The sequence below is a fragment of the Allobosea sp. 47.2.35 genome (assembly GCF_024655635.1).
Taxonomy (GTDB): Bacteria; Pseudomonadota; Alphaproteobacteria; order Rhizobiales; family Beijerinckiaceae; genus Allobosea.
The window spans coordinates 48454-62499 of the sequence record NZ_JANLGI010000017.1; the positions used below are offsets into that span (position 1 = coordinate 48454).

12 protein-coding genes are annotated in these 14046 nt (G+C 66.5%); 5 read left to right on the forward strand and 7 right to left on the reverse strand.

What is annotated here, in order from left to right:
* Positions 1–77: 77 nt before the first annotated feature.
* A complete protein-coding gene (locus tag NUV79_RS19345) occupies positions 78–1622 on the reverse strand; it encodes a DUF853 domain-containing protein (RefSeq protein WP_257734697.1) in 1545 nt (514 codons plus the stop codon).
* Between the two features lie 158 nt (positions 1623–1780).
* On the opposite strand from NUV79_RS19345, the gene NUV79_RS19350 reads away from it, so the two are divergent.
* The 4 genes from NUV79_RS19350 (at position 1781) to scpA (ending at position 7309) form a co-directional block, all read left to right on the forward strand.
* Positions 1781–2167: a DUF2267 domain-containing protein gene (locus NUV79_RS19350; protein WP_257734698.1), complete on the forward strand. Its 387-nt coding sequence runs from the start codon at positions 1781–1783 to the stop codon at positions 2165–2167.
* A 167-nt stretch (positions 2168–2334) separates the two neighbouring features.
* A complete protein-coding gene (locus NUV79_RS19355) occupies positions 2335–4308 on the forward strand; it encodes a methylmalonyl-CoA mutase subunit beta (protein WP_257734699.1) in 1974 nt (657 codons plus the stop codon).
* A 14-nt stretch (positions 4309–4322) separates the two neighbouring features.
* Positions 4323–5147 (forward strand): bifunctional hydroxymethylpyrimidine kinase/phosphomethylpyrimidine kinase, encoded by an 825-nt coding sequence (gene thiD / locus NUV79_RS19360; RefSeq protein ID WP_257734700.1) that lies wholly within the window; start codon positions 4323–4325, stop codon positions 5145–5147.
* A complete protein-coding gene (scpA, locus tag NUV79_RS19365) occupies positions 5144–7309 on the forward strand; it encodes a methylmalonyl-CoA mutase (RefSeq protein WP_257734701.1) in 2166 nt (721 codons plus the stop codon). The genes thiD and scpA overlap by 4 nt, the downstream gene beginning before the upstream one ends.
* Before the next feature lie 62 nt (positions 7310–7371).
* On the opposite strand, the gene NUV79_RS19370 is transcribed toward scpA, so the two are convergent.
* The 5 genes from NUV79_RS19370 to NUV79_RS19390 all read right to left on the reverse strand — a co-directional run bounded on the left by NUV79_RS19370 (position 7372) and on the right by NUV79_RS19390 (position 11719).
* The gene (locus tag NUV79_RS19370; RefSeq protein ID WP_257734702.1) at positions 7372–7644 is read right to left on the reverse strand and encodes a hypothetical protein; all 273 of its coding nucleotides are present in this window, start codon (positions 7642–7644) and stop codon (positions 7372–7374) included.
* Positions 7645–7741: 97 nt separating this feature from the next.
* Entirely contained in the window at positions 7742–8530 is a 789-nt protein-coding gene (locus NUV79_RS19375) for an ABC transporter permease (protein ID WP_257734703.1), read from the reverse strand.
* On the reverse strand, positions 8527–9429 hold the full coding sequence (locus NUV79_RS19380; RefSeq protein WP_257734704.1) for an ABC transporter permease: 903 nt from the start codon (positions 9427–9429) through the stop codon (positions 8527–8529). Before NUV79_RS19380 ends, NUV79_RS19375 begins: the two co-directional genes overlap by 4 nt.
* Positions 9426–10580: an ABC transporter ATP-binding protein gene (locus tag NUV79_RS19385; protein ID WP_257734705.1), complete on the reverse strand. Its 1155-nt coding sequence runs from the start codon at positions 10578–10580 to the stop codon at positions 9426–9428. Before NUV79_RS19385 ends, NUV79_RS19380 begins: the two co-directional genes overlap by 4 nt.
* 26 nt (positions 10581–10606) lie before the next feature.
* The gene (locus tag NUV79_RS19390) at positions 10607–11719 is read right to left on the reverse strand and encodes a polyamine ABC transporter substrate-binding protein (RefSeq protein ID WP_308218222.1); all 1113 of its coding nucleotides are present in this window, start codon (positions 11717–11719) and stop codon (positions 10607–10609) included.
* A gap of 164 nt (positions 11720–11883) precedes the next feature.
* Between NUV79_RS19390 and NUV79_RS19395 the strand changes: the two genes are divergently transcribed.
* The gene (locus NUV79_RS19395; RefSeq protein WP_257734706.1) at positions 11884–12621 is read left to right on the forward strand and encodes a DUF3750 domain-containing protein; all 738 of its coding nucleotides are present in this window, start codon (positions 11884–11886) and stop codon (positions 12619–12621) included.
* Between the two features lie 13 nt (positions 12622–12634).
* Here the strand turns inward: NUV79_RS19395 and NUV79_RS19400 are convergent, their stop codons facing one another.
* Positions 12635–13918: a cystathionine gamma-synthase family protein gene (locus tag NUV79_RS19400; protein ID WP_257734707.1), complete on the reverse strand. Its 1284-nt coding sequence runs from the start codon at positions 13916–13918 to the stop codon at positions 12635–12637.
* Between the last annotated feature and the right edge of the window lie 128 nt (positions 13919–14046).

Below are 14046 nucleotides of genomic sequence, written 5' to 3' on the forward strand. Positions count from 1 at the left end.
GCAAACCAGTGCCTTCTCGTCACGAGATTCTTCGGTCTTCGCTTCGCTCCGCCCGAGAATGATGCCGTGAGCAGCCTTCAGCGTTTTCCGCCCGACATCGACCCGAGAATCCCCCGCAGGATCGCCGTGCCGACCTGCCGGCCGATCGAGGTCGCGGCCGAGCGGGCGGCCGAGGTGATGATCTTCTCGGCCATGCTCTGCGGCAGCGGGCCGCCGCGCGAGCCTGGCCCGGTCTTCGGGCGCTGCTGGGGGGCGCCGCCGCCGAGCCAGCCGCCGATCGTATCGAGGATGCCGCCGCCCCCACCATCCGCCGAGGCCTCGACCGGCGAACCGTCCGGATTGAGGTTCTTGCGCGCCAGCAAGATCTCATAGGCCGACTCGCGGTCGAGCATGGTCTCGTATTTGCCCTTCCCCGGGGACGCGTTGATCGCCTGCTGGCGCTGCTGCGGCGAGCAGGGGCCGACCTGCGCCATCGGCGGCGCGATCAGGGCGCGCTCGACCATCTCGGGCGAGCCCTTGCCTTCCAGCATCGAGACCAGCGCCTCGCCGACCGCGAGCTGGCTGATCGCCTCCTCGGTCTTGATCTTCGGGTTCTGGCGGAAGGTCTCGGCGGCGGCGCGCACCGCCTTCTGGTCGCGCGGGGTGAAGGCGCGCAGCGCGTGCTGGACGCGGTTGCCGAGCTGGGCCAGCACCGTATCGGGGATATCGAGCGGGTTCTGCGTGACGAAATAGACGCCGACACCCTTCGAGCGGATCAGGCGCACGACCTGCTCGACTGCCGTCAGCAGAGCCTTCGGCGCGCCGTTGAAGAGCAGATGCGCCTCGTCGAAGAAGAAGACGAGCTTCGGCTTGTCGAGATCGCCGACCTCGGGCAACTGCTCGAACAGCTCCGAGAGCAGCCAGAGCAGGAAGGTCGCGTAAAGCCGCGGATTGTTCATCAGCTTGTCGGCGGCGAGGATGTTGACGATGCCGCGGCCGTCGCGATCCGTCTTCATCAGGTCGTTGATGTCGAGCGCCGGCTCGCCGAAGAAGAGATCGCCCTTCTGGTTTTCCAGCACCAGCAGCGCGCGCTGGATCGTGCCGACCGTTGTCGCACTGACGTTGCCGTATTTCGTCGTCAGATCCTTCGCATTGTCCGCGATGAAGGTCAGGATCGCGCGCAGGTCCTTGAGATCGAGCAGCAGGAGCTTCTGCTCGTCGGCGATGCGGAAGGCGATGTTGAGCACGCCCTCCTGCGTATCATTGAGATCGAGCAAGCGCGCCAGCAGCAGCGGACCCATCTCGGAAATGGTGGCACGGACCGGGTGGCCCTGCTCGCCGAACACGTCCCAGAAGACGGTGGTGAACTGGTCCGGCTCGTATTTCAGGCCGAGTTCCTTGGCCCGGTTGACGAAGGGCGGCTTGGAATCGCCGGGTGCGACGATGCCGGAGAGATCGCCCTTGATATCGGCCGCGAAGACCGGGACGCCGTTGCGCGCGAAGCCCTCGGCCATGACCTGCAGCGTCACGGTCTTGCCGGTACCCGTCGCGCCGGTGACTAGCCCATGGCGATTGGCGAGTTTCAGCAAGAGGTTTTCAGGCTTGCCGCTCTTGCCGATCAGAATCGCGCCGTCATTCGCCATTGAAATTCGCCCATGAGGTTTGGTGCCGGTACGGCAAGGGTGTAACCAAACGACGCAGAAGGCGGAAGCCCAATGACCGTTGGAAATGAGATCGTAAATATGTAAACTATTTTTCGAAGGCTTCGTGACGAAGCCGTTTGGCGAGGGGTTTTAGGTCCATGGAAGAACTGCTCACGCGCGTGGCTGCGGCCGCCGGCATCAACGAAGAGCTCGCCCGCAAGGGCGTCGGCATCATCCTCGCCTTCCTGCAGAAGGAAGGCCCGGCGGCCGAGATCGGCCAGCTGATGGCGGCCCTGCCGGGCGCGCAGGAGCTTGCCGATGCCGAAGGCGGCGCCAAGGGTGGCATGCTCGGCGCGATCGGCGGCCTGATGGGCGGTGGCGGCGGCGTGATGGCGCTCGGCGGCCAGCTCATGGGTGCGGGCCTTTCCATGGGCCAGATCCAGAGCGTCTCGAAGGAAATGTTCGCCGTCGGCCGCGAGAAGGCCGGCGAGGACGCGATGGGCGCCATCGTCGGCGCGATCCCGGGCCTCGGCCAGTTCGTCTGATCTCAGCCGAAACACTCGAACGCCGCGGTGCCGTCTCAGGATAGCGCCGCGGCGTTTTTGCATTCTCGCACCTGCCTTGCGACGAAGTAGGGATGGCGGTGCGCGCGCACCCATGGCAATCAGCACTCCACGGCTGCACACTATGCGGAAGAGGAGTATCGGCGCGCATGAACTCGGCTGCCCCATCCGACCTTCCCTATCTCGACGCTTTCGCGGCGCCGTCGCATGACGCGTGGCGCGCGGCTGTCGACAAGGTCCTGAAGGGCGCCGATTTCGAGAGGAAGCTCGTCGGCCGCACCGCCGACGGCATCCGCATCGAGCCGCTCTACCCGGCCGCCGCAGCGCCCCAACGCGCTCTGCGTGCCGAGACCGGGCGCTGGCATGTCGCCGGCCGGCTCGACCATCCGCAGCCCGGCGAAGCGCGAGCGCTCACCCTCGCCGATCTCGAAGGCGGCGCCGATACTCTTACCATCAGCTTCGCCGGAGCGCTGGCGGCGCGCGGCTACGGCCTTGTCGCCGACGATGTCGCGACGCTCGATGCTGCACTCCAGGGCGTGATGCTGGACCTGATCCATCTGCGCCTCGACCCCGCCCCGCAGGGCCGCATCAATGCCCTTTTGCTGGCTGCCCTGATCGAGAAGCGTGGCCATGCGGCGAGCGAGATTTCGGTCTCCTTCGGCCTCGACCCGATCGGTGTCTTCGCCAGCCGCGGCTCGCTCGCCGCCCCCTGGCCCGAACTCGGCCGCCGGCTTGCGGCGACGATCCGCACGCTGAAGGAGCGCGGCTTTGCCGGCCCGTTCATCGAGATCGACAGCCGCCCCTATCACGAGGCCGGCGCCAGCGAGGCGCAGGAGTTCGGCGCGATGCTTGCTACGTCGGTTGCCTATCTGCGCGCGCTCGAAGCACAGGGCCTATCGCTGTCGGAGGCGCGCGATGCACTGGCCTTCACGCTGGTCGCAGATACCGACGAGTTCCTGACGGTGGCCAAATTCCGCGCCGCGCGCCTGCTCTGGGACCGCATCCAGCAGGCCTGCGGCCTGACGCCGAAGCCGGCTCGCATCCATGCCGAGACGGCGTGGCGCTCACTGACGAAGCGTGATCCGAACGTCAATCTGCTGCGCGGCACCGTCGCGGCCTTCGCGGCCGGTGTCGGCGGCGCCGATTCGATCGCCGCCCAGCCCTTCACCGCCGCACTCGGCCTGCCCGATGCCTTCGCGCGCCGTGTCGCCCGCAACACGCAGCTCATCCTGCTCGAAGAGAGCAACCTCTGGCGCGTCGCCGATCCCGCGGCCGGTGCCGGCGGGTTCGAGACGCTGACGCAGGCATTGTGCGAGCAGGGCTGGCAGGCCTTCCAGGAGATCGAGCGGCAGCGCAGCGGCGATCTCGGCGGCATCGTCGCGGCCTTGGTCGATGGTCATATCCAGAAGACGCTCGCCGAACAGCGCGCCGCCCGCGCGAAGGCCGTAGCGACGCGGCGCGAGCCGATCACCGGAACCAGCGAATTCCCGAATATCCGCGAGGAAGCGGCGAAAGTCCTCGCCATCGCGCCGATCAAGCTCGACGGCAAGCGCGTGCAAGGCAGCCTCGCGGAACGAAACCAGGGCGAGATCATCCGCTCCTTCGTCGACGGCGCCGGCCGGGCCGATGCGCTGGCCGCACCCGCCGCCGGCTTGCGCGCCGAGCCCCTGCCCTCGTTGCGGCTGGCGGAGCCGTTCGAGGCCTTGCGCGACAAGGCCGATGCCCAGCCGCAGCGTCCGGTCGTCTTCCTGGCGACGCTCGGCCCGATCGCCGATTTCACGGCCCGCGCCGGCTTTGCCCGCAACCTGTTCGAGGCAGGCGGCCTCGCAGCCCCCAGCGGAGACGGTTTCGCCAAGGACGGTGCGACGGATCTCGACGCCCTCGTCGGCGCGTTCCGCGCGTCCGGCGCTAAGCTCGCCTGCCTGTGCGGCTCTGACGCGGCCTATGCCGCCGAAGGCGCTGCCACAGCCGAGGCGCTAGCCAAGGCTGGCGCGACGGTCTGGCTCGCCGGCCGCCCGGCCGAGACCGAAGCCTTGAACAAGGCCGGCGTGACCTCGTTCATCTACATGGGCTGCGACGTGGTCGAGACGCTCACGCGAGCACAAGCCATCGCAAGCGCCTGACCGGAGACAAGAGTTTGACTGCCATCGCCCTCACCATCGCCGGTTCGGATTCGAGCGGCGGCGCCGGCATCCAGGCCGATCTCAAGACCTTCGCGGCTCATCAGGTCTATGGCGCCAGCGTGATCGTGGCGCTGACCGCGCAGAACACCAAAGGCGTCAGCGCCATCCATGCCGTGCCGCGCGACTTCGTCGCCCAGCAGATGGATGCGGTCTTCGAGGACCTCGACGTCGCTGCCGTCAAGATCGGCATGCTAGCGACGGCCGAGCTGATCGCGACCGTCGCGGCCGGGCTGAAGCGCCATGGCGCGAAGAATGTCGTGCTCGATCCCGTCATGATCGCAGCCTCCGGTGCGCGGCTGCTGGAAAGCTCGGCGGTCGAGGCGATCCGTACCCATCTTTTCCCGCTCGCGACGCTGATCACGCCGAACCTGCCGGAAGCCGCCGCCCTGCTCGGCACGAGCATGGCCGAGACCGATCAGGCGATGGACGAGCAGGCCGATAAGCTCGCGTCGCTGGGCGCGGCCAATGTCCTGATCAAGGGTGGCCACGGCACCGGTGAGATCAGCAGCGACCTCCTCTTGCTTGCCGGCGGTGCACGCCAGCGCTTCAACGCGCCACGCCTCGCGACGCGCAACACCCATGGCACCGGCTGCACGCTCTCCTCCGCCATCGCCGCCAATCTCGCCAAGGGGCTGGCGCTGCCGGAGGCGGTCGGCCACGCCAAGAGCTATATCTCCGCCGCCATTGCCGCCGCCGATCAGGTTGCGGTTGGCCACGGCCACGGACCGGTGCATCATTTCCATCATTGGTGGAACAGGACCGACGGGAGCCAGTCATGACCGCGATCCCGGATTTCACGAAGCTCGCCTTTGCTGCTGGCGCTCGCTCCGCAGCCGGCGCCTTGCCCACGGGCGAAGCGTGGCAGACGCCTGAGGATATCCCGGTCAAGCCGGTCTACACCGCGGCCGACCGCGATGGCCTGCCTTTCGTCGGGACGCTGCCGGGCATCGCGCCCTATCTGCGCGGCCCCTACCCGACCATGTATGTCAACCAGCCCTGGACGATCCGGCAATATGCCGGCTTCTCCACGGCCGAGGATTCGAACGCCTTCTACCGGCGCAACCTCGCCGCCGGGCAGAAGGGCCTCTCGGTCGCCTTCGACCTCGCCACCCATCGCGGCTATGATTCCGATCATCCGCGCGTTGGCGGCGATGTCGGCATGGCCGGTGTCGCGATCGATTCGATCTACGACATGCGCACGCTGTTCTCGGGCATCCCGCTCGACCAGATGAGCGTGTCGATGACGATGAACGGCGCCGTGCTGCCGGTGCTGGCGCTCTACATCGTCGCGGCGGAAGAACAGGCCGTGCCGCAGGCCAAGCTTTCGGGGACCATCCAGAACGACATCCTCAAGGAGTTCATGGTCCGCAACACCTATATCTACCCGCCCTCGCCTTCGATGCGGATCATCGGCGACATCTTCGCCTTCACCTCGGCGAACATGCCGAAATTCAACTCGATCTCGATCTCCGGCTACCACATGCAGGAGGCCGGGGCGACGCAGGACCTCGAGCTCGGCTACACGCTCGCCGACGGCGTCGAATACATCCGCGCTGGCCAGCGGGCGGGCCTTTCTGTCGACGTCTTCGCGCCGCGCCTGTCCTTCTTCTGGGCGATCGGCATGAACTTCTTCATGGAAGTCGCCAAGATGCGCGCCGCCCGGCTGATCTGGGCGAAGCTCGTCAAGGATTTCGGCGCGCAGAACGAGAAATCCCTGCCCTTGCGGACCCATTGCCAAACTTCGGGCTGGTCGCTGACGGCGCAGGACGTGTTCAACAACGTGCCGCGCACGATGATCGAGGCGATGGCGGCGACTCAGGGGCACACCCAGTCGCTGCACACCAACGCGCTCGACGAGGCGCTGGCGCTGCCGACTGACTTCTCGGCCCGCATCGCCCGCAACACCCAGATCCTGCTGCAGCAGGAAAGCGGCACGACCCGGATCATCGATCCCTGGGGCGGCTCCTATTATGTCGAGCGGCTCACCGCGGAACTGGCCGAGAAGGCCTGGGGCCATATCCAGGAGGTCGAGAAGCTGGGGGGCATGGCCAAGGCGATCGAGGCCGGCATCCCGAAGCTGCGCATCGAGGAGGCGGCCGCCAAGACGCAGGCGCGCATCGATGGCGGCCAGCAGGCGATCATCGGCGTCAACTGCTACAAGCCCGACAACGAGGCGACGATCGATGTCCTCAAGGTCGACAATGCCGCCGTACGCGCCCAGCAGCTCGACAAGCTCAGGCGCCTCAAGGCCGAACGCAGCGAAACCGAGGTGCAGGCCGCGCTGACAGCTCTGACCAACGGAGCGGCCGGCAACGGCAATCTGCTCGACCTCGCGGTGAAGGCCGCACGCGCCAAGGCCACCGTCGGCGAGATTTCGATGGCGATGGAGCAGGTCTTCGGGCGCCACCGGGCGGAGATCAAGGCGATCTCGGGCGTCTACAAGCGGGAGGTCGGCGAGATGAACCCAGCCGTGACGCGCGTCCAGTTGATGTGCGAAGCCTTCGAGGAAGCCGATGGGCGACGTCCGCGCATCCTCGTCGCCAAGATGGGCCAGGACGGGCACGATCGCGGCCAGAAGGTGATCGCCTCGGCCTTCGCCGATCTCGGCTTCGACGTCGATATCGGCCCGCTCTTCGCGACCCCGGACGAGGCGGCGCGGCAGGGCGTCGAGAACGACGTCCACATCGTCGGCGTCTCCTCGCTCGCGGCTGGTCACCTCACGCTGGTGCCGGAACTCAAGGCGGCGCTCGCCAAGGCCGGACGCCCCGACATCATGATCGTGGTCGGCGGGGTGATCCCGCCGCAGGATTTCGACGCGCTGATAGAAGCCGGCGCCTCGGCGATCTTCCCGCCCGGCACGGTCATCGCCGATGCTGCCGAGAAGCTGCTGCAGGAACTGAACGAGCGCCTCGGCTACGCCCAGCGGACGGCAGCGGAATAAAAGAAGGCGGGCGCTGCCAGCCGGCAGCGCCCGCCCCATGATCACGACCGACGTGGCGACACTTACCGCCAGCCGTAACCATAGCCGTAGCGCGGCGGAGGCGGCCGCATGCCATAACCGTCGGAGTAGCGATGCCAGCGGCGCTGGCCCCAGAAGCCGTGGACGGCGGGTGGCGCCGGGCGCCAGCCATAGCCGTAGGCCGGGCGATCATAGGAGCGCTCATAGCCACGGCCGAAGGCCTGGGCCTCGCCTGCGCCGGCGAATGCCGAGGCTGCGAGCACGGCGCCGCTGAGCGCGAGCGCTGTCAAACCGATCCGGGCGCGATTGCCAAACATGGTCTCATGTCCTGTTCCGGCAGGGATCGCCCTGCCACGGATCGGACATTCGCAGGTCCTGGCTGAACGGGCTTTGAGGATGCCGTTCAGCCGCCGTTTAGCTGCCGGACAATTGCTCGCGCTTCAAAAGCAGCGAGGCCGCGATCACGACGACGGCGACGGCGCCGATCATGATCGTGCAGGCGGCGTTGATCTCTGGCGAGACCCCGAGCTTGACCGCCGAATAAAGCCGCATCGGCAGCGTCGTCGCGCCGGGGCCGGTCGTGAAGCTCGCGATGACAAGGTCATCGAGTGACAGCGTGAAGGCGAGCATCCAGCCCGCCGCCACCGCCGGCCAGATCAGCGGCAGGGTCACGGTCCAGAAGGTGACGAAGGGCGTGGCGCCCAAGTCTTGCGCCGCCTCCTCCAGCGAGCGATCGAAGCCGGCGAGCCGCGACTGCACGACGATGCAGGCAAAGCCCAGGCTGAAGGTCGCGTGGGCGATCGTGACCGTCCAGAAGCCGCGCTCGACATCGGCGGCGACGAAGAGCAGCAGCAGCGACAGGCCGGTCACCACCTCGGGCATGACGAGCGGCGCCAGCACCATGCCGGAGAACAGGGTGCGCCCCATGAAACGGCCATGGCGCGCCAGAGCAAGCGCCGCCAGCGTGCCGAGGACCGTCGCCAGCGTCGCCGAGACGAAGCCGAGGCGCATCGAGAGCCAGGCTGCATCGAGCAGCGGCCCGTTCTGCATCAGCGCGCCGTACCAATGCGTCGAGAAGCCGCCCCAGACCGTCACCAGCCGCGAGGCGTTGAAGGAATAGGCGATCAGCGTCAGGATCGGCAGATAGAGGAAGGCAAAGCCGACGATAAGAGCAAGGATCAATCCGGGACCGAGCCGGCTCATGCCGCCATCTCCCGGCTGAGGCGAGCCCGTTGAAGCAGGACGAGCGGCAGCACCAGCACGACGAGCAGGACCACCGCAACCGCCGAAGCCAAAGGCCAGTCGCGGTTGGAGAAGAACTCGTTCCACAGCACTTTGCCGATCATGACGGTATCGGGGCCGCCGAGCAGATCGGGGATGACGAATTCGCCGACCGCCGGAATGAAGACCAGCGCCGAGCCGGCGAGGATACCCGGCAGCGACAACGGCAGCGTCACCGTCAAGAAGGCCGTGACCGGGGTTGCGCCGAGGTCGGAAGCCGCTTCGAGCAAGCCGCGATCGAGCTTCTCAAGTGTCGCGAAGAGCGGCAGCACCATGAAGGGCAGGTAGGAATAGACCATGCCGAGCAGCACGGCCGTCTCGGTGTTGAGCAGGCGCAGAGGCTCGCCCTCAAGGCCCAGGAAAGCGAGCGACGCGTCGAGCAGCCCATCCGGCCGGAGAATGCCGATCCAGGCGTAGACGCGGATCAGGAAGGAGGTCCAGAACGGCAGAATGACGAAGACGAGCAGGGTTCCGCGCCAGCGCGCCGGGGCCGAGGCCATGGCATAGGCAAGTGGATAGCCGATCGCCAGCGCGAAGATCGTGGTCAGCGCCGCGATGCGCAGCGAGTAGAGGTAGCTCTGCCAGTAGAGCGCGTCGTCGCCGAGCAGGCTGAAATTCGCGAGGTCGAGCTGCGAGAGGAATTCGCCGAGCTGGGCAAGCCCCTCCCAGTGCGGCGCATAGGGCGGCAGGGCCGTCGCGGCCTGGGAGAAGGCCATGCGCAGCACGATGACGAAGGGTGCGAGGAAGAACAGCGCTAGCCAGAGATAGGGCACGGCCACGACCAGCCGGCGCAGCCGCTGCAGCGAAGCGACCGCGCTCATGGCGGCAGCACCACGCCCGCCTCGACATCCCAGGAGAGCCAGACCTTGTCGTCCCAGGCGAAAGGCCGGGCCATTCGGCGCGTGCGGTTGGCGAGCGCGACCTTGACCAACTGACCGCCCTCACCGCCAAGCATCACCTGGATCATGGTGAAGTCGCCGAGATATCCGATATCCCAGATCTCGCCCGCGACCTTGTTGACGCCCTGCGCGGGCTCGTCATGAGCGATCTCGATCTTCTCCGGCCGGATGCCGACGACGAGCGGCTCGCCCGCCTTCAGGGCCGGCGCATCCTCGTCGAGTTCGACGGTGCCGACATGCGGCATCTCGGCCCGGACCAGCTCGCCCTCGACGGCCGCGATCCGGCCTTCGAAGATGTTGATGTCGCCGACGAATTCCGCGACGTGGCGATTGGCTGGCGCCTCGTAGATCACGTCGGGCGGGCCGATCTGGACGAGCTTGCCGTGATCCATCACCGCCATGCGGTCGGCCATGGTCATCGCCTCGTCCTGGTCGTGGGTGACAACCATGAAGGTGAGGCCGAGCTCGCTCTGCAGGTCCATCAATTCGAACTGGGTCTGCTCGCGCAGCTTCTTGTCGAGCGCCGCCATCGGCTCGTCGAGCAGGAGGAGCTTCGGCCGCTTGGCCAGCGAACGGGCGAGCGCGACGCGCTGGCGCTGGCCACCGGAGAGCTGGTGCGGCTTTCGGCCGCCAAGGCCGGAGAGCTTGACCAGTGCCAGCATCTCCTCGACGCGCCGGTCGATCTCGGCGCGCGGCAGCCCCTCGCGCTTCAGCCCATAGGCGATATTGCCGGCCACACTGAGATGCGGGAACAGCGCATAGGACTGGAACATCATGTTGATCGGCCGCAGATGCGGCGGGATGCCGGTGATGTCCTGCCCATCGAGCAGGATGGTGCCGGCATCCGGCGTCTCGAAGCCGGCCAGCATGCGCATCAACGTGGTCTTGCCGCAGCCTGAGGGCCCAAGCAGCGCGAAGAATTCGCGCGGATAGAGCGAGAGCGACAGATCGCCAACCGCCGTGACATCGCCGAAGCGCTTGGTCACGCCGCGGAACTCGACCAGCGGCTTCGCCGCCGGGTCGTTCCAGGGCTGGAAAGCCCGGCGCACGCTGCCGGGCGAGCTCTTTTTCATAGGCGTCGTGACCTGTCCGGCGCCGGTCACTTGCCGGTCTTGACGCGGGTCCAGAGCCGGTTCACCAGCCGCTGGGACTTCTGGTCATAGGGCGTGATCGTATAGAGCCGCGCCATCACCGCGTCCGAGGGATAGATGCCGGGATTGTCGCGCACCGCCGCCGAGAGGAACGGCTTCGAGGCCAGGTTGCCGTTGGCATACTGGATGAAGTCCGAATTCTTCGCTGCCATCTCCGGCTTGTTGACGAAGTCGATGAACTTCAGGGCCGCTTCGACATTGCCGGCATCCTTCGGGATCACCAGCGAGTCGAACCACATCAGCGCGCCTTCCTTCGGAATCGAATAAGCAACCTGGACGCCGTTCTTGGCTTCCTCGGCGCGCTTCTTGGCCTGGAGGATGTCGCCGGAATAGCCGACGGCGAGGCAGATATCGCCGTTCGCCAGCGCGTTAATGTATTCCGAGGAATGGAATTTCTGGATATGCGGGCGGATCTTGCGCAGGAGCTCGCCGGCCTTGTTAAGATCAGCCTCGTTCTTCGAGTCGGGGTCGAGCCCGAGATAGCGCAAAGCCGCCGGGAACATCTCCTCGACCGCGTCGAGCACATGGACGCCGCAGTTGGAGAGCTTCTTCAGCGTGTCAGGCTCGAAGACGATCTTCCAGCTGTCTATCACCACATCGGGGCCGAGGCGTTCCTTGATCTTGCCGGTGTTGTACCCGATCCCTGTGGTGCCCCACATGTAGTTCACGGCGTATTTGTTGCCGGGATCGTATTTCGACAGCCGCGTCTGGATCTCCGGCCAGAGATTCCTGAGGTTCGGCGCCTTGTCCTTGTCGACCGGCTGATAGAGGCCGAGCGGGATATGGCGCGGCAGGAAGGAGGCGGTGACGACGATCAGGTCGTAGCCGGTCTTGCCGGCGAGAAGCTTGGTCTCGACCGTCTCCATCTGGTCGAAGGTGTCGTAGACAACGGTGATGCCGGTTTCCTTCTTGAAGGCGTCAAGCACCTCCGGATCGACATAATCGGACCAGTTGAAGATGCGCAGCTGCTTGTCCTGCGCGGCCACCGGCGTGGCCAGAAGTCCCAATCCGATCGCGCAAGCGGCAATCGCCTCGGTCAGTCGCTTCGTCGCCCTACCCAATCCGCCCCTCCATCGTGTTGGCGCGCGCACGCTACCAGCTTTCCCCCCGGCATCAACCGCGATCGGGCGCGACCGAACGCCCGCGCACAGGCAGGCTGCGCCTGACGCAAGCGTGAACGGCGGCAGCCTTGCCGGCCCCCGTCCTCATGCACATACCGTACCGCATGCGCCTGTTCCGCCGCTTCCTTTTGTTCTTCGCGATCGCCTTCCTGCTGCCGCTCGCGAGCCATGCGGGCTGGTGGTACTGGCAGACGCATGCGCCGAACTGGCAGCGTGCCGACTGGACCAGCGCCAAGCTCCTGCCGGCGGCTTCCGTCGAGCCCGAAGCGACCGTGCATGTCTTCGCCGCGCGGGTCGGGCGCTGGCGCGGCATCTTCGCGCATCACTCCTGGGTCGTGGTGAAGGAGCGTGGCGCTTCCGCCTATACCCGCTTCGATGTCGTCGGCTGGGGCGCGCCGGTCCGGGTCAACCATCGCGATGCCGATGGCCGCTGGTTCGGCAACATGCCGGAACCTGTCGCCGAGATTCGCGGCGAGGCAGCCGAGCGTCTGATCCCGCGCATACGCGCGGCGGTCGCTGCTTACGCCTATTCCAGCCCCGGCAGCTATCTCGCCTGGCCGGGGCCGAATTCGAACAGCTTCGTCCAGCATGTGCTGGCCGAGGTGCCGGAGTTGCATCAGGCACTGCCGCCGACCGCGCTTGGCAAGGACTGGCGCGCCGACGGCCTTTTCGCCGGGCTGACAGCCAGCCGGACCGGCATCCAGGCTTCGCTTTATGGCCTTGCCGGCGTGACGGTCGGCTGGGTCGAGGGCATCGAGATCAACCTGCTCGGCCTTGTCGCCGGGCTCGACCTGCGCAGCCCGGCGCTGAAGCTGCCGGGCTGGGGACGGGTCGGGGTCTAGCGTTTCGAAGCGGTCAGACCGCTTCGAAGGCCTGCGCCAGATCCGAGATCAGGTCCTCGATATTCTCGATGCCAACCGAGATGCGGATGAGGGCGTCGGTCAGGCCGATTTCCTCGCGCAATTCGCGGGCGACGCCGGAATGGGTCATCGCGGCCGGGTGCGAAACCAGGGTTTCGGTGCCGCCGAGGCTGACCGCGAGCTTCATGATCTGGAGGTTGTCGAGCACGGCGAAGGCTTCCTTCTCGCCACCCTTGACGTCGAAGGCGAAGGTCGAGCCCGCCGCCGTGCACTGGCGGTCGAACACGGCCTTGCGCGGATCGCCCTCTTTGAGGTTGCCGAGATAGTGGACCCGGGCGACCTTCGGGTGGCTTTCCAGATATTCCGCCACCAGCTTGGCGTTCTCGTTGGCGCGGCTCATGCGGATGTCAAGCGTCTCCAGCGAGCGCATCAGCATCCAGCAGGAATTCGGGTCGGCTTGCGTGCCCAGCGAACCGCGCCAGGCCTTCACCTGCCGCACGAGGGCCTCGGAACCGCTGATCGAGCCGCCGACGAGGTCGGAATGGCCACCGACATATTTGGTCAGCGAGAGCAGCGAGAGATCGGCGCCCTGCTTCAGCGGCTTCTGGTATTTCGGGCCGAGCATGGTGTTATCGACCACGACCGGCGGGCGGTGACCCTGCGACTTCTCCAGCTCGTCGGCGATCATCTTGCAGGCGGCGAGGTCGACGAGGCCGTTGGTCGGGTTGGCCGGCGTCTCCACCAGGATCATCGCGACGCGGCCCTTGGCGGCGGCGGCCCGCGCGACGTCACGCATCTGCTCGATATCGAGCCCGTCGGTGAAGCCGAAGGGCGTGACGCCGAAGGCGCCCATCTGGTTCTTCAGCAGCGTCTCGGTACCGCCATAGAGCGGGCGCGAGTGCAGGATCGTGTCGCCGGGGCGCAGGAAGGCGAAGCAGGTCGTCGCGATCGCCGCCATGCCGGAGGCGAAGACGGCGCATTTCTCGGCTTCGTCCCAGATCGCCAGGCGATCCTCGAGGATCTCCATGTTGGGGTGGTTGAAGCGCGAATAGACGAGGCCGGGCTTCTCGCCGGGCTTGGGCTGGCGCCGGCCGGAGGTGAAATCGAAGAAGTCCTTGCCCTGCTGGGCATTCTCGAAAACGAAGGTCGAGGTCAGGAAGACCGGCGGCTTAAGCGAGCCTTCCGACATGGCCGGCGAATAGCCGAAGCCCATCATCAGCGTCTCGGGATGGAGCTTGCGGTTGGCGATCCGGTCCTTGTGGTAGTTGTCTTCGCTCATGGCCGTCTCCCTTGCGATCCTGCAGCGCAGGCCGGTTTCTGGCACCAGATTATTCCCATCATCGCGCCATTGCTTGGCCGATCAGCATCATCCTAATGTACGCTGAGCAGCTTTCTGCTCAATTTTGA

What these genes read in the sequence shown, in the direction of transcription:
- NUV79_RS19345 (WP_257734697.1), bottom strand. Translation starts at nt 1,622, where the DNA reads ATGGCGAATGACGGCGCGATTCTGATCGGCAAGAGCGGCAAGCCTGAA.
- NUV79_RS19350 (WP_257734698.1), top strand. Translation starts at nt 1,781, where the DNA reads ATGGAAGAACTGCTCACGCGCGTGGCTGCGGCCGCCGGCATCAACGAA.
- NUV79_RS19355 (WP_257734699.1), top strand. Translation starts at nt 2,335, where the DNA reads ATGAACTCGGCTGCCCCATCCGACCTTCCCTATCTCGACGCTTTCGCG.
- scpA (WP_257734701.1), top strand. Translation starts at nt 5,144, where the DNA reads ATGACCGCGATCCCGGATTTCACGAAGCTCGCCTTTGCTGCTGGCGCT.
- NUV79_RS19370 (WP_257734702.1), bottom strand. Translation starts at nt 7,644, where the DNA reads ATGTTTGGCAATCGCGCCCGGATCGGTTTGACAGCGCTCGCGCTCAGC.
- NUV79_RS19375 (WP_257734703.1), bottom strand. Translation starts at nt 8,530, where the DNA reads ATGAGCCGGCTCGGTCCCGGATTGATCCTTGCTCTTATCGTCGGCTTT.
- NUV79_RS19380 (WP_257734704.1), bottom strand. Translation starts at nt 9,429, where the DNA reads ATGAGCGCGGTCGCTTCGCTGCAGCGGCTGCGCCGGCTGGTCGTGGCC.
- NUV79_RS19385 (WP_257734705.1), bottom strand. Translation starts at nt 10,580, where the DNA reads ATGAAAAAGAGCTCGCCCGGCAGCGTGCGCCGGGCTTTCCAGCCCTGG.
- NUV79_RS19395 (WP_257734706.1), top strand. Translation starts at nt 11,884, where the DNA reads ATGCGCCTGTTCCGCCGCTTCCTTTTGTTCTTCGCGATCGCCTTCCTG.
- NUV79_RS19400 (WP_257734707.1), bottom strand. Translation starts at nt 13,918, where the DNA reads ATGAGCGAAGACAACTACCACAAGGACCGGATCGCCAACCGCAAGCTC.